We start from the raw sequence: 16,982 nt of genomic DNA, 5'->3' as shown, positions 1-16,982 counted from the left end.
GCTCGACGTGATAAAATCCACTCCCATGACCCAAGCGCCGGGTCCGGCTAAGTGAACACGAGCGTCAACATTCATCTCGCCAGAAGAGCGTGCATTGCACGAACGTCAGCGCCCGGAGACCGCCACCCCCGCCCCCTCCCCGCAAGGGGGAGGGGAGTGCACCGTCGGTGGCGCGCCATTGGGCCCGATCCTCGCAAGCTGGAGTTCCCCGTCTGCTCCGTGTATGCTTCGCCGACATGTAACGGGTACGGCATGTCGATGGTCTCTCGCAAATCCGCTCTCGCCTTCGCGCTCGCTGGCGTCTGCTTCGGCAGCCAAGCAGCTCTGGCCCAATCCGGCCCTGTCAAATACTGGCTTCCGAGCTGGCCGATCGGCTTCAGCACCGATCCCGGCGTCGTTCAGAGCCTGGACAGCTACAGCAACGTTCCCGGCTTTGTCGCCAACGGCGACAGCGGCTTCTTTACGCGGCACTACAGCGTGGCGAACAATTGGGCGGCGCTGTCGGGCGTCGGCCTGAGCCCGAGCTTGGTCAACCGCTACGGCTCGCTCGGCTCCTACACCACCGAAGGCGCGCAATACGGCTACACCTTCAAGAGCGGCGTCAGCTTCTACGGCGGCTTCGAGGCGCTGAAGGTCACGCCCGGCCTCGGTGGTCCATTCGCGACCTTCGACGGCCGATCGACGTCGACGCCGGCTTACGCGATCAACGGCGGCGTCGAGTTCAAGCCGGCGAGCAATGTCAGCCTGTCGCTCGGCTTCAGCTATGCCGGCCAGTCCTCCGACCGTGTGGACAGCGACATCAACTCCCCGGCTCTGCCCGGCGCCACGCCCCAGGCCTTCACCAGCGGGCGCAGATAGCGTCGAGCGATAGGGCGCAGCTGCCAGCCACACCCCCGATGTCGTCCCGGCCTCGAGCCGGGACCCATACCCCCAGGGAGATGTTTGAGGCACGCTGGTCGACCGATCTCGCCCTATCACGACGGCCGGTGGTTAAGGGTCCCGGCTCGAGGCCGGGACGACAGCGAGTGTGAGGCGCGAGCACGCCGATGTCTTCTGGGGCGATGTCCGTTGTCGTCCAACCGAACTACGCCGCCGCCTTCAGCACCTTGACCAGCTCGCGGTGGATGACCTCGTTGCCGCAGACCACGTGCCCGGTCGCCAGCGCATCCTCCTTGCCGTCGATGCCCGACACGGTGCCGCCGGCCTCGCGCACCATGATCATGCCGGCTGCGATATCCCAGGGCTGCAGGTCGCGCTCCCAATAGGCATCGAAGCGGCCGGCGGCGACGAAGGCGAGATCGAGCGAGGCGGCGCCGAAGCGGCGCAGGCCGGCGACCTTGACCTGCAGCGAGGTCATCTCGCGCAGGAACAGCTGGTGGTCGCCGCGGCCGATATGCGGCAGGCCGCAGGCGATGACGCATTCATGCAGCTGTTTGCGTGCGGCGACGCGCAGCCGCTGGTCGTTGAGGAACGCGCCCTTGCCGCGCTCGGCGATATACAGCTCGTCATTGGCCGGGTTGTAGATCACGCCGGCGATCACGGTGTCCTCGCGCTGGAGTGCGATCGAGATCGCGAATTGCGGGATGCCGTGCAGGAAATTGGTGGTGCCGTCCAGCGGATCGACGATCCAGGTGTGCGACTTGTCGGTCCCCTCGCGCTTGCCGCCTTCCTCGCCGAGGAAGCCGTAGCCGGGCCTCGCCTTGGAGAGATCCTCGTACAGCATCTCCTCGGCCTTCTTGTCGGCGCGCGAGACGAAGTTGGCCGGGCCCTTCAGCGACACCTGGAGATGCTCGATCTCGCCGAGATCGCGCTTGAGGTTGCGGCCGGCGCGGCGCGCGGCCTTGACCATGACATTGATGAGGGCGGAATGAATCATGTGCTCGATGCGCTGGGCTGATCGCACCTTGCGGTGCGCGCCTCGCCGGACAACGGGGGGAGGCGGTTGAAAATGGCTGGCTGTGGGTGCCCTGAAGGGACCGCCGCGTCAAGGGCGGATCAGCCGCCGACCGGACGGCTCACTTGATGGTGCCGAGCCAGCGCTTGGCGGCCTGCTCGCCCTTGGCGCGGTCCTCAGGCGGCATGTCGGCGAACTTCTCATCCAGCTTGGGGTCGCCCTTGCCCGCGGTCTTGGCCACGAGGTGCCATTTATAGGCCTCGACCCTGTCCATCGGCGTGGCAATCCCATACAGCAGCACCCAGGCCAGGCGGTTCTGGGCCACCGGGCTGTTCTGCCGGGCGGCCCGGCGCAGCAGCGCGATCGCGGCCGGCTGGTCCTTCGGCACCCCGGTGCCGTTGAACAGCGCGATGGCATATTCGACCTCGGCATCGACATTGTCGGCGATCGCGGCGGCCTGCAGCAGGCGCGCGGCCTTCTCGAGATCCTTCGGCACGCCGGTTCCCTCCTTGTAGAAGGTCGCCAGCGCATATTGCGCCTCGGCATTGCCGGCATCCGCCGCCATGCGCAGCAGCTCGGCCGAGCGCCTGAGGTCCTGTGGCAGGGTCTGGCCGTCGAGATAGAGCAGCGCGAGATTATAGGCCGCCTTGGGCTCGCCGAGCTTGGCGGCGGAGGCGAGCAGCTTGACCGCCTCCGGCTTGTCCACCGGACCGCCGCGTCCCGCCAGCCGCATCATCGCCAGCGCGAACATCGCCTCGCGGTCGCCGGCCTCGGCGGCCCGCTTGTACCAGATCGCCGCCTTGTCGTAGTCGCGGCGGATGCCCATGGCGTTTTCATAGAGCTGGCCGAGCATCGCCATCGCCTTGGGATCGCCGGCCTGCGCGCGGGGCGTGGCGAGGTCGAAGGCGGTCTTGTACTGGCCGCGCTGATAGGCGCCGTAGACGAGGTCGACATTGGGGTCGTTGGCTGCCGGCTGTTGCGCCGGAGCGGGGGCCGGCGCCGCGGGCTTGGCGGTGGGGGCAGGGGCCGGCTTCTTCGCGGCGGCGGCCGGGGCCGCCGGCTTCGGCTTCTCCGCAGCCTTCTCAGCCGGCCTTTCGACGGGTTTCGGCTTCTCGGCCTGTGGCTGCAAGGCCGGCGGCGTCAACGAGATCTGCGCATGCGCGCCGGTCCCGACGGCCAGGAGCGCAGCAACGAGGCATGTCAGGCGCAGCATCGTCATGGCCGGCGGTTCAGTTTCCAGCAACAGCGACGGGCGCCGTTGCATAGGCCTGCCGGATGGTCGCGCCAATGTCGGCCAGCGCGGCCGCCGGGCCGCGTTCATCGTTCCAGACGAGGTCGTCCACCAGCACGAAATCCGCTCCCGCGGCGACGAAGTCCGCCGCTTCCTTCAGCGAGATCGCATAGCCGACACAGGGCGGCTCGAACAGCTCGGCCCACCAGGCCAGGCGTTCGTTGACGGCATCCGGCGACGGTCGCCGGCCCTGTGCGTCACGCTCGCCGAACAGCACGTAATCGGCGCCGATCTCGCCGGCCCGCATCGAATCATGCCGCGTCGACAGCCCGCCGCCGCCGGCGATCCGGTCCGGCTTCAGGCCCGGCAGAGCCTCTTCCAACGCGGCGATGCCGGTCAGATGGGCGCCGTCCGCACCGGAACGGGCCACGATGTCCGGATGGCCGTCGATCAGCAGCGCCGCGCCGGTCTTCTGGATGGCCGGCGCCAGCGTCTTGACGGCCGTGATCATGCTGCGCGGATCGCTCTCCTCGAGGCGCACCAGCACGGCGGCGACGTCGGCGCTGGCGAGGATCGCGGGCAGGCTGGCGGCGAGCGCCGCCGCGTCGGTCACGACAGGAGTCGCCAGATAGAGACGCGGCTCGGGCCGCGCGGGAGTGGTCTTGCCGGACAAATTATGCCGCCTTCTTGTCGCGCCGCGCCATCAGGTAGCGGGGAATCCTGTCATTGTCGATGCATCGAGGGGCGGGGCGGGCGCGTTGCGGGTCATATCCGGTACGGTGATCCGCAAGCCCGTCGAGCGCCGTTCGGGCGGCACGAATCGTCGTGCCGGGGGCCACCGTCGCAGTCGGGACGGGGCAAAGTGCGAAGATGTCCATCATCTGCTCCAGACGCCACCTGCCCTGCCCGTCAAACTAGACGGTTCTCGGGCGTATGCCGAGCAAACATTGGTCGTAGCCGGGGCAGGCTCTCACAGAGGTGAACGGGGAGTTCATCGTCGTTGGTCGAACGATCTTTCGCGTCGGTGGCAGTCGGCCCCCCTTGCGGCGAGGGGGCGGGGGTGGGGTTCACGGGCGCCGGCCGCCGTGAGGTTCACCGGCCCGTGAACCGTCACGCGGCGATCGCAGCTCTCGCCGACGCTCTCCGTCGTAGTTACGGATCGTCCTTGCGAGCGAAGCGAAGCAATCCAGAGTTTCGCCCGCAGCCCCTGGATTGCTTCGCTTTGCTCGCAATGACGCGGTGAGGTCCCTGCCTCCAACGACCGGTGTGCCCGCAGGCCGTGGCTCGGCTCTCATCACCTCGATCGCGCCCGGAGACCGCCACCCGACCCCTCCCCGCAACGGGCAGGGCTATCGCATATGGTGATGCGGAGCTGGACCGGCGAACGAGCCTGATCACTTTTTGCTCCGTCATGCCCGGGCTTGTCCTGGCTTGTCCTGGGCATCCACGTCGTTCTCAGGGCACCGGACGACGTCGTGGCCGGCACAAGCCCGGCCATGACGACGTGGAGAGAGACGAGCACATGACCGCGATCTTCAAATGCGATAGCCCTGCCGCAAGGGGGAGCGGAGCTGACCGGGGTCTTGGCGGTCACTGAGGTCCAGAAAGCTGGTTGCAGGCCAGCTCAGGCCACCTTCGGATCCAACTCGCCCTTGGCGTAGCGCTTGGCCATCTCGGCGGTGGTCAGCACGCGCTTGATCTTGCCCGCCTGGCCCGCGGTGTTGAACTCCTCGAAGCGCTGCTTGCAGAGCTTCGTCATCGCCTCCATCGCCGGCTTCAGGTATTTGCGCGGATCGAACTCCTCCGGGTGCTGCGACAGCACCTTGCGGATCTGGCCGGTCATCGCCATGCGGTTGTCGGTGTCGATGTTGATCTTGCGGACGCCGTTCTTGATGCCGCGCTGGATCTCGGCCACCGGCACGCCCCAGGTCGGCTTCATCTTGCCGCCGAACGAATTGATGATCTCCTGCAGGTCCTGCGGCACCGACGAGGAGCCGTGCATCACGAGATGCGTGTTCGGCAGCTTGCGGTGGATCTCCTCGATCACATTCATGGCGAGGATGTCGCCGTCCGGCTTGCGCGTGAACTTGTAGGCGCCGTGCGAGGTGCCCATCGCGATCGCGAGCGCGTCGACCTTGGTCTCCTGGACGAACTTCACGGCCTCGTCCGGATTGGTCAGCAACTGGTCGTGCGACAGCTTGCCTTCGGCGCCGTGGCCGTCCTCCTTGTCGCCCATGCCGGTCTCGAGCGAACCGAGCACGCCGAGCTCGCCCTCGACCGAGATGCCGCCAAGATGCGCCATCGTGGTCACGGTCCTGGTGACGCCGACATTGTACTCCCAGTCGCCCGGAGTCTTGCCGTCGGCCTTCAGCGAGCCGTCCATCATGACCGAGGTGAAGCCGGACTGGATCGCGGTCATGCAGGTCGCCGGCTCGTTGCCGTGGTCGAGATGCACGCAGATCGGGATCTGCGGATAGATCTCGGTCAGCGCATCCATCATGTGCTTGAGCATGACGTCGTTGGCGTAGGCGCGGGCGCCGCGCGAGGCCTGGATGATCACCGGCGACTCCGTCGAGCTGGCCGCCTCCATGATCGACAGCGCCTGTTCCATGTTGTTGATGTTGAAGGCGGGGACGCCGTAATCGTGCTCCGCCGCGTGGTCGAGCAATTGACGCAACGTAATACGAGCCATGGCTGGAACTCCCTGATCATGAATTGGACCGTGCGGCGGCTGGCGCACGCGTCGAAACGGCTGCACCGTGCATAACGCGGTGGGGGGCGGAATCCAAGCGTGGCGGCGACGCAGGGGGGCAGGGGTGCGGGACTGGGCGCCGTTGAGGTGAGCAGCCGAAACGAGTGCCGTTGGCTCACGGCGTCGTGCGCGTTGGCTCAGGTTTTCCTGGCTTCGAGAGCCGCCATGCGCTCCTCGACCGCGCTGACCCGCTCGTCGAAATCGCTGGCAGCTGCGCGCATCATGACCAGCATGCCAGCGGAATCGCGACGCTGCTTGCGGATCAAGGCCTCCATCCGCTCGTGCTCGGCTCGATTGTCCTGCCTGAACTGTCCTACCTCGATCCGGAGCGCAGCGATGCTCTCCTGGATCTTGATCAGGATCGAATGGACAGCGTCTGTCAGGGTCTCAGCCACGGATGGAACATAACAGAAACATCCATGGCCGGCAAGCTCCGCGTCTTAGACTTTCAGCACCTCGACGCCGGGCAGCGGCTTGCCTTCCATCCACTCCAGGAAGGCGCCGCCTGCGGTCGAGACGTAGCTGAAATCGCCGGCCACGCCGGCCTGGTTCAGCGCCGCGACGGTATCGCCGCCGCCCGCCACCGAGATCAGCTTCTTGGCCTTGGTGCGCTCCGCCGCATGCCTGGCGGCGACCATGGTGCCGCGGTCGAACGGGTTCAGCTCGAAGGCGCCGAGCGGACCGTTCCACACCAGCGTGGCGGCGTCGTCGATCGCCGCGTGGATGCGCGCGGTCGATTGCGGGCCGACGTCGAGGATCATGCTGTCCGGCGGGATCGCGTCGAGGCCATAGGCGAACGACGGCGAGTTGGCCGCGAAGTGATAGGAGACGGTGGCATCCACCGGCAGGATGATCGCGCAGTTCGAGGCTTCCGCCTTCTCCATGATGCGCAGCGCAGTCGCGGCGAGATCCTTCTCGGCCAGCGACTTGCCGATCTGCACGCCCTGCGCATGCAGGAAGGTGTTGGCCATGCCGCCGCCGATCACCAGCGCGTCGACCTTGGTGACGAGGTTCTCCAAGAGGTCGATCTTGGTCGACACCTTGGCGCCGCCGACGATCGCGATCACCGGCTTGGCCGGGCGGCCCAGCGCCTTGTCGAGTGCGTCGAGTTCGGCCTGCATGGTGCGGCCGGCATAGGCCGGCAGCTTGTGACCGAGGCCTTCGGTCGAGGCGTGGGCGCGGTGCGCGGCGGAGAACGCATCGTTGACCCAGATGTCGCCGAGCTTGGCGAGCTCAGCGACGAACGCCGGATCGTTCTTCTCTTCCTCTTTGTGGAAGCGGGTGTTCTCCAGGCACAGCACGTCGCCATCCTTCATCGTGGCGATCGCCTTGGCCGCGTGCTCGCCGATGCAGTCATCGGCGAATGCGACGGGGCGCTTGATCACTTGCGACAGCGCGGCTGCCACCGGCTTCAGCGAGTCCTTGGCGTCGCGGCCCTTCGGCCGGCCGAAATGGGCGAGCAGGATGACCTTGCCGCCCTTGCTCGCGATCTCGTTGATGGTCGGCGCGACGCGCTCCAGGCGCGTGGCATCGCTGACGTGGCCATTCTCCATGGGCACGTTGAGATCGACGCGCAGCAGCACGCGCTTGCCTTTGACGTCGACGTCGTCGAGGGTTCGGAATTGAGTCATTGTAGCCACCGTAATACGAGGGACTATTCAGCGGTCATTATAGCCGTCGGTGTTTTCCGGCGGATTGCCTTCCTGTTTGGTCGTCACCCGCATGCCCTGGCGGAAGCCATAAGCGATCAAGCCGATCAGCAGCAGTACGCCGGGGATGCCGAGCCAATTGGGAAGGGTCATAGCGCTTCCTCAGTCGTCATTCCGGGGCGGTCCGCAGGACCGAACCCGGAATCTCGAGATTCCGGGTTCGATGCTTCGCATCGCCCCGGAATGACTGGGACAGGCTTAAAGCAGCTTGCCCATCGCGACGGCGGTGTCGGCCATGCGGTTGGAGAAGCCCCACTCGTTGTCGTACCAGGACATCACGCGCACGAGGTTGCCGTTCATGACCTTGGTCTGGTCCATGTGGAACGTCGAGGAGTGCGGGTCGTGGTTGAAGTCGATCGAGACGTTCGGCGCGTTGGTGTAGCCGAGCACGCCCTTGAGCTCCTGCTCGGCGGCGCGCTTGATCGCCTCGTTGATCTCCTTCGGCTCGGTGTTGCGCTTGGCGACGATCTTGAGGTCAACCACCGAGACGTTCGGCGTCGGCACGCGGATCGCGACGCCGTCGAGCTTGCCCTTCAACTCCGGGAGCACCAGGCCGATCGCCTTGGCGGCACCGGTCGAGGTCGGGATCATCGACATCGCCGCGGCGCGGGCGCGGTAGAGGTCCTTGTGCATGGTGTCGAGCGTCGGCTGGTCGCCGGTGTAGGCGTGGATCGTGGTCATGAAGCCGGTCTCGATGCCGACCGTGTCGTTCAGCACCTTGGCGACCGGCGCCAGGCAGTTCGTGGTGCAGGAGCCGTTGGAGACGACCAGGTGATCCTTGGTCAGCGACGTGTGGTTGACGCCGTAGACGATGGTGGCGTCGGCGCCGTCGGCGGGGGCCGAGACCAGCACGCGCTTGGCGCCGGCGGTCAGATGCGCGGAGGCCTTGTCCTTCGAGGTGAAGATGCCGGTGCATTCCAGCGCGATGTCGACGCCGAGATCCTTCCACGGCAGCTTCGACGGGTCGCGCTCGGCGGTGACCTTGATCTTGCCCTGGCCGATATCGATCGTGTCGCCGTCGACGGTCACGGTGTGGGGGAAGCGGCCATGCACGCTGTCGAAGCGCAGCAGATGGGCATTGGTCTCGACCGGGCCGAGATCGTTGATGCCGACCACCACGATGTCCTTGCGGCCCGACTCCGCGATGGCGCGCAGTACGTTGCGGCCGATGCGGCCAAACCCGTTGATCCCGACCCGGACTGCCATTTTCGTCTCCTTCAATGACGTTTCTCGTCCCCGTCTGCGTCCTCCGAACCGGGGCGCCACGAGGGTTTTGGAACTAATGCCGACCGGTTCTGCCGGACGGGAGCGGACGATAAGGCCCTTTTGGTAGACCTTTTTCGCGCCGATCTCAACTGTCTGGTGGCGATCCCGGTCCTGGCGATCCCGGTCCTGGCGAGCGCGCAGCCGTGATCAGCGCCAGCAGTTCGTCGCCATAATGCTCCAGCTTCTTGTCGCCGATCCCTGGTATATCGCGCAGCTGGCCGAGCGTGGTCGGGCGGGCGCTGGCGATGCCGTCGATGGTGGCGTCGTGCAGCACGACATAGGCTGGTACACCACGCTTGCGCGCGATCTCCGAGCGCCACGCCCGGAGGCTCGCGAGCAGCGGGGCATCGGCGGCCGCAGCCGGACGCGCCACCAGCTCGCCCCGCCGGGATTTGCTGCGGATCGCGCGGGTGCTCGCGGTCTCCTCGCGCAGCATGACCGGCGTCTCGCCCTTCAGCACGCCGCGGGACGTGTCCGTCAGCTTCAGCGCGCCATAGGCCTCGCTATCCGGGGCGAGATGGCCCATCGCCACCAGCTGGCGCAGCGCCGCGCGCCACTGCTTCTCGTTCATCTCGCGGCCGATGCCGAACACTGACAATTGATCGTGTCCGAACTGCTTGACGCGCTCGGTGGCGCGTCCGACCAGCACGTCGATCAGGTGCATGGCGCCGAAGCGCTGGCCGGTGCGATAGGCGCAGGACAACAGCTTCTGCGCGATCACCTTGCCGTCGCGCATCTTCGGCGGCGACACGCAGTTGTCACAATTGCCGCAAGTCTCGCCCGCCGGCGTCTCGCCGAAATAGCTCAGCAGCAGCTTGCGCCGGCAGCCGGCGGTCTCGGCCAGCGCGACCAGCGCGTCGAGCTTGCGGATCGACATCCGCTTGAAGGCGTCGGCGCCGGTGGATTCGTCGATCATGCGGCGCTGCTGCACGATGTCCGACAGCCCATACGCCATCCAGGCCGTGGACGGCTTGCCGTCGCGCCCGGCGCGGCCCGTTTCCTGGTAGTAGGCCTCGATGCTCTTCGGCAGATCGAGATGCGCGACGAAGCGCACGTCCGGCTTGTCGATGCCCATGCCGAAGGCGACGGTGGCGACGACGACGACGCCGTCCTCGTTGATGAAGCGATCCTGGTTGCGCGAGCGCACCGCCGGATCGAGCCCGGCATGATAGGGGATCGCGGTGATGCCGGCCTCGTTCAGCGCCGCCGCGGTGTCCTCGACCTTGGCGCGCGACAGGCAGTAGACGACGCCGGCGTCGCCCGGATGGCGCTCCTTGATGAAGGCCTTGAGCTGCGCCGGACCGTTGTGCTTGTCGACGATCTCGTAGCGGATGTTGGGACGGTCGAAGCTCGCGACGAATTGCGGCGCGTCGGTCAGGCTGAGCCGCTCGGCGATCTCCTTGCGTGTCAGCTCGTCGGCGGTCGCGGTCAGCGCGATCCGCGGCACGTCGGGGAAGCGCTCGGCAATCACCGAGAGGCCGATATATTCCGGGCGGAAGTCATGGCCCCATTGCGACACGCAATGCGCCTCGTCGATCGCGAACAGCGCGATCTCGGCGCGCTCCAGCAGCGACAGGCAGCGCGGCGTCACCAGTCGTTCGGGGGCGACATAGAGCAAATCGAGATCGCCGACGATCAGCCGCCGCTCGACCTCGTCGGCCTCCTCGCGCGACAATGTGGAGTTCAGCACGGCGGCGTTGACGCCGGCCTCGATCAGGCCGGCGACCTGGTCGCGCATCAGCGCGATCAGCGGCGACACCACGATGCCGCAGCCTTTGCGCAAGAGAGCCGGCAACTGATAGCACAGCGACTTGCCGCCGCCGGTCGGCATCAGCACCAGGCAATTGCCGCCATCGGCGACATGCCGGACCACCTTCTCCTGCGCGCCGCGAAACCCGGGCAGCCCGAACACCGAATGCAGCACCGCCAGCGCGCGATCGGCGGTGTCGGTCGGGGCGTTAGGGGCTGCGGGCATGGTGCGAGGGAAGCTTCCGGAAGATCAGGACAACCGACGCCTCAAGGCGCACGGGCTCTCGTATTGTCCTCGCCTTGCCGCGTCACAGTCAATGCATCTCCTCACCCTGAGGAGACCGCCGCAGGCGGTCGTCTCGAAGGGCGAGGCCCCTGTCTTCGAGGCGGGCCTCATGGTTCGAGACGGCGCTACGCGCCTCCTCACCATGAGGGTCGAGCGTCGCCAGGGGCGATGCAGCTGCTTGAGAACGATCACCCCAGCCGCTTCACCGCCGCATCCACCGCCGCTTCGGCGGTGATGCCGAAATGCTTGTACAGCTCCTTGTAGGGGCCGCTCTCGCCGAACGAATGCATGCCGATGAAGATGCCGTCGGTGCCGATCACGGCGTCCCAGCCCCAGCGCACCGCGGCCTCGATCGCGATCTTGACCGGCGCGTGGCCGATGATCTTGGCCTTCGCTTCGGCCGGCTGCTCCAGCAGCAGCTCCAGCGAGGGGACCGAGACGACGCGCGCGGGAATGCCGCGCTCGGCGAGCTGCTTCTGCGCGGCGACCGCGATCTCGACCTCCGAGCCGGTGGCGAACAGCGACACCTTGGCGTCCCCTTGCGCCGCGACCAGCTCATAGCCGCCATGGCTGCAGGGATTGTCCGCCGGCGCGGACGTGCGCAGCTGCGGCAGGTTCTGCCGCGTCAGCGCCAGCACGGTCGGGCCGTTGGTGCGGTTGAGCGCGAGCTCCCAGCACTCCGCGGTCTCGACCGCGTCGGCCGGGCGGAACACGCGCATGTTCGGGATCGCGCGCAAGCTGGCGAGATGCTCGACCGGCTGGTGGGTCGGGCCGTCCTCGCCGAGGCCGATCGAATCGTGGGTCATCACATAAACCACGCCCGCGCCCATCAGCGCCGACAGCCGCATCGCGCCGCGCGCGTAGTCCGAGAACACCAGGAAGGTGGCGCCGTTCGGCGCGAAGCCGCCATGCAGGAAGATGCCGTTCATGCACGCCGCCATGCCGTGCTCGCGGATGCCGTAATGGATGAAGCGGCCCTTCGGCGTCTTGGCCGAAAACGAGGTGGCCGATTTCGCCTTGTTGTTGTTGGAGCCGGTGAGATCGGCGGAGCCGGCGACGAACTCGAACGGCATCGCCGCGGCGATCACCTCGATCGCGGCTTCCGACGACTTGCGGGTCGCGATGTTCAGCGGGTTCTCCAGCAGCGCCTTCTTGTGGTCCTTCAGCGCCTTTGCCAGCGCCGCGGGACGCTCGTGGCGCAGCCGGCGCTCGAACTCCGCGCGCTTGCGCGGGCCCATCTCGCCGAGCCGGGTCTCCCACTCGGCGCGCGCCGCAGCGCCGCGGCGTCCGGCCTCGCGCCAGGCGGCGAGCACGTCGTCGGGCACCGAGAACGGCTCCTGGGAAATGCCGAGCTTCTCCTTCGCGCCCTTCAGCTCCTCCGCGCCGAGCGCCTCGCCATGCACCTTGGAGGTGCCGGCCTTGGTCGGCGCGCCGTAGCCGATCGTGGTCTTGCAGGCGATCAGCGACGGCCGGCTCGACTTCTGCGCCCGCGCGATCGCCGCCGCGATCGCCTCGGGATCATGGCCGTCGATCAGCTCGGCGGCCCAGCCGGCGGACTTGAAGCGCTTCACCTGGTCGACCGAATCGGCGATCGACAGCGGGCCGTCGATCGAGATGCCGTTGTCGTCCCACAGCACGATCAGCTTGTTGAGCTTCCAGTGCCCGGCCATCGCGATCGCTTCCTGGGAGATGCCCTCCATCAGGTCGCCGTCGGAGGCCAGCACATAGGTGTGATGGTCGACGATCTTCTTGCCGTACTCCGCCTGCAGCATCTTCTCGGCGAGCGCCATGCCGACCGCGGTCGAGATGCCCTGGCCGAGCGGCCCGGTGGTGGTCTCGATGCCCTTGGTGCGGAAATTCTCGGGATGGCCGGGGGTGAGCGAATCGACCTGGCGGAAGCGCTTGATCTGGTCGAGCGTCATCTCCTGGTTGCCGGTCAGATACAAGAGCGCATAGAGCAGCATCGAGCCGTGGCCGGCCGACAGCACGAAGCGGTCGCGGTCCGGCCAGGCGGGCGCGGCCGCGTCGTATTTCAGCACGCGGGTGAACAGCACGGTGGCGACGTCGGCGGCGCCCATCGGCAGGCCGGGATGGCCCGATTTCGCCTTCTCGACGGCGTCCATTGCGAGCGCGCGGATGGCATTGGCCATGCGGGAATGATCGACCTGCGTCATGCTGGAATCCGTCCAAACGTGAAATGCTGATGACAGGAGAGCCGCCGGTATTGCTGGCGGGCCGGGATTTTGCGGGCTGATTAGCACCTCAGTTCCGGGAATCAAAGGCAATGCAACGTCCCGGGCGTCCCAAAAGTTGCTTAGTAGTGCATAGTTTCGGCCGAGCGTTGCACTTGGCTCGCCCAGCACGTAAGATTTTGCCCGTAAACGCTTGCCGGACAGCGGCTTTTGTCGCTATCCCCAGGCGGTATAAGGGCCTCGCATCCGCGTCATGAACGATCACCCTGCCAATCTTGCCGGCCAGGTGGAACCCGGCGCCGCCGATCTGGAGGCGGCGACGCGGCGCCTGATGACCGCGCTCGACGCGCTGGAGAGTGCGGTCGAGCGGCGGCGCGAGGCCGATCGTGACGAGGACGAGCTGGCGACCCGCATCCAGGCGCTCGGCGCCGACCGTTCGCGCCTCGCCGACGAGCTCGACGGCTCGCTGATGAAGACGCGCCGGCTGGAGCGCACCAACCGCGAGATCGCCGAACGTCTCGACACCGCGATCGGCACCATTCGCGCGGTGCTCAATGGCGGCGGGCAGGACGGCGGCCCAGACGACGAGGATGACGAATGAGCCACATCAACGTCACCATCAACGGCCGCCAATACCGCATGGCCTGCGAGGAGGGCCAGGAGCTGAGGCTCCTGAAGCTCGCCGAGAGCCTGGAGACGCGCATCACCAATCTGCGCGGCAAGTTCGGCGAGATCGGCGACGCCCGTCTGACCGTCATGGCCGCGCTCACCGTGTGCGATGAGCTGATCGACGCCAACCAGCGCGTCCAGATGCTCGAGCAGGAGCTCGAGGGCCTGCGCAACGTCCGCAACCAGGCCAGCGACCGCGCCCGCGCGACGCAGGTCGCGGTGGCCAAGGCGCTGAACGCCGCGGCTGAGCGCATCGAGCGCACGACGCAGGTGCTGAACCGGACCATCGGTGGCGGCGTCGCGATCGGGTGAGGACTGCGCGAACTAACAACTCTTCAATTTTGCGCGATCGCTATCGACTTGCTCCGTCATTGCGAGCGCAGCGAAGCAATCCAGGGCGGTGGGCGGGACTCTGGATTGCTTCGCTGCGCTCGCAATGACGATCCTACTCAGAGCTGCGTCTCGATCGCCGTCTTGTCGATCACCGACCACACTTGCACGATTCTGCCATCGCGGAACTCGTAGAACACGTTCTCCGCAAAAGTGACGCGCCGGCCGTTCACGGGCAGGCCGAGGAATTCGGCCGACGGCGTGCAGTCGAAATCCAGCCGGCACGCGACGCGCGGTGGGTCGGACAGCAGCAGGCCGATGTTGAAGCGAAGATCGGGAATGTCGGCGAAGTTGGCGATCAGCATATCGCGATAGCCGGCGAGGCCAAGATGGCGACCGTTATGGACGACATCATCGTGCACGAAGTCGCCAAGCGCCGGCCATGCCTGTGCATTGAGGCAGACGATGTAAGCGCGATAGTGATTGGCGAGTTCGGCTGCGGTCATGGTGATGATCTCAATTGAGGGATTGGCGTGATCAATCCTCCCAGGCGCGCGCTGTTCCCGCCACTAATGCAGCGCTGTGGCTCCAGTGTTATCCACCTCGGGCATCGGTGTTTATGGGTCCCGGCTCGAGGCCGGGACGACAGCGGAGGATTGGGCAGGCTGCTCGCCACACTCTCCGCTGTCGTCCCGGCGAACGCCGGGACCCATACCGCGTGATCTCTCGGGGGACGTGGCTGCCAGTTGTCGTGCTGTTTGGCAGGTCTGCATCAGCGCACCCCGCGCGATGAGGTCACTTTGTGCAGTCGCGAACATGATCGTCGCCGCGATGCATCCCTGTTGCGAGCGCTTGTCGTTCGCTGCCTGCTGCCCTACTGCTTGAGCAAGCGGACGTCACCGAATCCCGCGCCGACAAGCGGGATCGGGTTCGCCTCAGGGAGGTGCTCTTGAACAGACTGATCTTCGCGGCCGCAGCCGCAGCCTTCACCGCGCTCGCCACGCCGCTCGCCGCCGCGCCCCTGCCCGAAGCCAGGCCCGACGAGGTCGGCTTCTCGGCATCCGGCCTGGCACGCATGGACGATTTCTTCGCCCGCGAGATCGCCGCCAAGCGCGTGCCCGGTGCGGTGGTGGCGATCGCGCGCGATGGCAAGCTGGTGCACTACAAGGCCTATGGCCAGCTCGATCCGGTCAAGGGCACGCCGATGCCGCTCGATGCGATCTTCGCGCTGGCGTCGATGACCAAGCCGATGGCCGCGGTGGCCGGGCTCACCTTGATGGAGCAGGGCCGGCTGCCGCTGCAGGCGAAGCTCGCGGACTACTATCCGGCGTTCGCCGACATGAAGGTCGGCGTCGTCCAGGCCGACGGCGCGATGCAACTCGTTCCGCAGGCCCGGCCGATCCTCATCCACGATCTCTATCGCCATACCTCCGGCCTGATGTATGGCGGCCGGCCCGACAGCGCGAGCCCGGTGGCGCGGCTCTATCCCGACGGCATCGCGCCGGCGATCGAGGGCGACACCCAGGCGTTCATCGAGCGCATCACCAAGCTGCCGCTGGCGCATCAGCCGGGCACGCAGTTCGAATATGGCTTCTCGATCGACGTGCTGGGCGCCGTGATCGAGAAGGTCAGCGAGCAGCGGCTCGGCGAATATCTCGCCAACAATGTCTGGAAGCCGCTCGGCATGAACGATGCGACCTTCGCGCCGACGGACGCGCAGCGGCCGCGTCTGGCGCGGCCGTTCCCCAACGATCCGCTCACCGGCAAGCCGCAGGCGATCAAGCTCCTGGACACGCCGACCAAGTCGGACTGCGGAGGCGCCTGCTCGTTCGCGACCATCGGCGACTACATCCGCTTCGGCCAGATGCTGCTCAATGGCGGCGAGCTCGACGGCGCCCGCATCCTCAGCCCGAAGACGGTGCATCACATGACCTCCAACCATCTCGGACCCGAGATCAAGAACACGGTGGCCAATGTCGAGCCGCATCGCGCCGGCTTCGGCTTCGGGCTTGGCGTCGCGGTGCGCGTCAGCGAGGGTCTGTCCGCGGTGCCCGGCAATCCCGGCGAGTTCAGCTGGAACGGCGCCTTCGGCACGCAGTTCTTCTGCGATCCCAGGGAGCGCCTCGTCGTCGTGGTCGGCACCGCGGCGCCGGGCGATCTGCGCAAATATTATCGCGAGCAGGTGCAGGACATCGTCTACGGCGCGATGGTGAAGTAGCGCCATGCTGACGGTTCATCATCTCGGCAAGTCGCAATCCGAGCGCATCGTCTGGCTCTGCGAGGAGCTGGAGATTCCCTACGAGCTGAAATGCTACGCCCGCGACGCCAGGACGATCCTGGCGCCGGCGGAGTACAAGGCGCTGCATCCGATCGGCGCCGCGCCGGTCATCACCGACGGCGAGCTCGTGCTCGCCGAGTCCGGCGCGGTGGTCGACTACATCATCGCCAGGTACGGCCAGGGCCGCTTGCGGCCCGGGCCCGGTGATCCCGATTTCGCGTCATATCTCTATTGGTTTCATTTCGCCAACGGCACCCTGCAGGCGGCGATGGGGCGGATGATGATCCTGAACCGGCTCAACCTGCCCGAGGACAATGCCCTGCTTGCCGCGATGCGCGCGCGGCTCGACCGCGCCTTCGCGCATGTCGAGGCGCGCTGCAGCGAGGCGGACTACCTCGCCGGCGGCGCGCTCACGGCGGCCGACATCATGACGGTGTTCTCGCTGACCACCATGCGCTACTTCCTGCCCTATGATCTCGCGCCATACCCGAACGTCCGCGCCTATCTGTCGCGCATCGCCGCCCGCCCGGCCTATCAGCGCGCCATGGCGAAGGGTGATCCGGGAATGGAGTTGTTGTTGAGTTGAGCAGCGCGCGTTGGACGATGAGTCCGGCGGCTCGCGCGGT

17 protein-coding genes are annotated in these 16,982 nt (G+C 66.9%); 5 read left to right on the top strand and 12 right to left on the bottom strand.

Going from position 1 to position 16,982, the window contains the following annotated elements; translation table 11 throughout:
- Positions 1–252 precede the first annotated feature (252 nt).
- Positions 253–858, top strand: a complete 606-nt coding sequence (locus tag BRAS3809_RS28100; RefSeq protein WP_008965395.1) for an outer membrane protein — start codon at positions 253–255, stop codon at positions 856–858.
- A 226-nt stretch (positions 859–1,084) separates the two neighbouring features.
- Here BRAS3809_RS28100 and BRAS3809_RS28095 read toward each other — a convergent pair whose 3' ends face one another.
- The 11 genes from BRAS3809_RS28095 to tkt all read right to left on the bottom strand — a co-directional run bounded on the left by BRAS3809_RS28095 (position 1,085) and on the right by tkt (position 13,061).
- On the bottom strand, positions 1,085–1,876 hold the full coding sequence (locus BRAS3809_RS28095) for an inositol monophosphatase family protein (RefSeq protein ID WP_008965394.1): 792 nt from the start codon (positions 1,874–1,876) through the stop codon (positions 1,085–1,087).
- 139 nt (positions 1,877–2,015) lie between these two features.
- Entirely contained in the window at positions 2,016–3,113 is a 1,098-nt protein-coding gene (locus tag BRAS3809_RS28090) for a tetratricopeptide repeat protein (protein WP_008965393.1), read from the bottom strand.
- A 10-nt stretch (positions 3,114–3,123) separates the two neighbouring features.
- Positions 3,124–3,798 carry a thiamine phosphate synthase gene (locus tag BRAS3809_RS28085; protein ID WP_008965392.1) on the bottom strand — a complete coding sequence of 225 codons (675 nt, stop codon included), beginning with the start codon at positions 3,796–3,798 and terminating at the stop codon, positions 3,124–3,126.
- Position 3,799: 1 nt separating this feature from the next.
- Positions 3,800–4,003 carry a hypothetical protein gene (locus BRAS3809_RS28080; protein ID WP_008965391.1) on the bottom strand — a complete coding sequence of 68 codons (204 nt, stop codon included), beginning with the start codon at positions 4,001–4,003 and terminating at the stop codon, positions 3,800–3,802.
- A gap of 746 nt (positions 4,004–4,749) precedes the next feature.
- A complete protein-coding gene (fba, locus tag BRAS3809_RS28075) occupies positions 4,750–5,817 on the bottom strand; it encodes a class II fructose-bisphosphate aldolase (protein WP_008965390.1) in 1,068 nt (355 codons plus the stop codon).
- A 197-nt stretch (positions 5,818–6,014) separates the two neighbouring features.
- Entirely contained in the window at positions 6,015–6,143 is a 129-nt protein-coding gene (locus BRAS3809_RS37655) for a hypothetical protein (protein WP_283805779.1), read from the bottom strand.
- Positions 6,144–6,317: 174 nt separating this feature from the next.
- Entirely contained in the window at positions 6,318–7,508 is a 1,191-nt protein-coding gene (locus BRAS3809_RS28065) for a phosphoglycerate kinase (RefSeq protein ID WP_008965388.1), read from the bottom strand.
- 27 nt (positions 7,509–7,535) lie between these two features.
- The gene (locus BRAS3809_RS36850) at positions 7,536–7,679 is read right to left on the bottom strand and encodes a hypothetical protein (RefSeq protein WP_008965387.1); all 144 of its coding nucleotides are present in this window, start codon (positions 7,677–7,679) and stop codon (positions 7,536–7,538) included.
- A gap of 105 nt (positions 7,680–7,784) precedes the next feature.
- The gene (gene gap / locus BRAS3809_RS28060) at positions 7,785–8,792 is read right to left on the bottom strand and encodes a type I glyceraldehyde-3-phosphate dehydrogenase (RefSeq protein WP_008965386.1); all 1,008 of its coding nucleotides are present in this window, start codon (positions 8,790–8,792) and stop codon (positions 7,785–7,787) included.
- 145 nt (positions 8,793–8,937) lie between these two features.
- Complete coding sequence (recQ, locus tag BRAS3809_RS28055) at positions 8,938–10,827, bottom strand: DNA helicase RecQ (protein ID WP_008965385.1); 1,890 nt, start codon at positions 10,825–10,827, stop codon at positions 8,938–8,940.
- 248 nt (positions 10,828–11,075) lie between these two features.
- Positions 11,076–13,061, bottom strand: a complete 1,986-nt coding sequence (tkt, locus tag BRAS3809_RS28050) for a transketolase (RefSeq protein ID WP_008965383.1) — start codon at positions 13,059–13,061, stop codon at positions 11,076–11,078.
- Between the two features lie 271 nt (positions 13,062–13,332).
- On the opposite strand from tkt, the gene BRAS3809_RS28045 reads away from it, so the two are divergent.
- Both BRAS3809_RS28045 and BRAS3809_RS28040 read left to right on the top strand, forming a co-directional pair.
- Entirely contained in the window at positions 13,333–13,680 is a 348-nt protein-coding gene (locus BRAS3809_RS28045) for a DUF4164 domain-containing protein (protein WP_008965382.1), read from the top strand.
- Positions 13,677–14,060 (top strand): cell division protein ZapA, encoded by a 384-nt coding sequence (locus BRAS3809_RS28040; RefSeq protein ID WP_008965381.1) that lies wholly within the window; start codon positions 13,677–13,679, stop codon positions 14,058–14,060. Before BRAS3809_RS28045 ends, BRAS3809_RS28040 begins: the two co-directional genes overlap by 4 nt.
- Positions 14,061–14,197: 137 nt before the next feature.
- On the opposite strand, the gene BRAS3809_RS28035 is transcribed toward BRAS3809_RS28040, so the two are convergent.
- Entirely contained in the window at positions 14,198–14,584 is a 387-nt protein-coding gene (locus tag BRAS3809_RS28035) for an ester cyclase (RefSeq protein WP_008965380.1), read from the bottom strand.
- A 437-nt stretch (positions 14,585–15,021) separates the two neighbouring features.
- Between BRAS3809_RS28035 and BRAS3809_RS28030 the strand changes: the two genes are divergently transcribed.
- Positions 15,022–16,296 carry a serine hydrolase domain-containing protein gene (locus BRAS3809_RS28030; RefSeq protein ID WP_035659124.1) on the top strand — a complete coding sequence of 425 codons (1,275 nt, stop codon included), beginning with the start codon at positions 15,022–15,024 and terminating at the stop codon, positions 16,294–16,296.
- Positions 16,297–16,300: 4 nt separating this feature from the next.
- Positions 16,301–16,942 (top strand): glutathione S-transferase family protein, encoded by a 642-nt coding sequence (locus BRAS3809_RS28025; RefSeq protein WP_008965378.1) that lies wholly within the window; start codon positions 16,301–16,303, stop codon positions 16,940–16,942.
- Positions 16,943–16,982: the final 40 nt, after the last annotated feature.

The sequence above is a fragment of the Bradyrhizobium sp. STM 3809 genome, from assembly GCF_000239795.1.
Lineage (GTDB): Bacteria > Pseudomonadota > Alphaproteobacteria > Rhizobiales > Xanthobacteraceae > Bradyrhizobium.
This window is presented reverse-complemented; position numbering and strand designations above follow the sequence as displayed.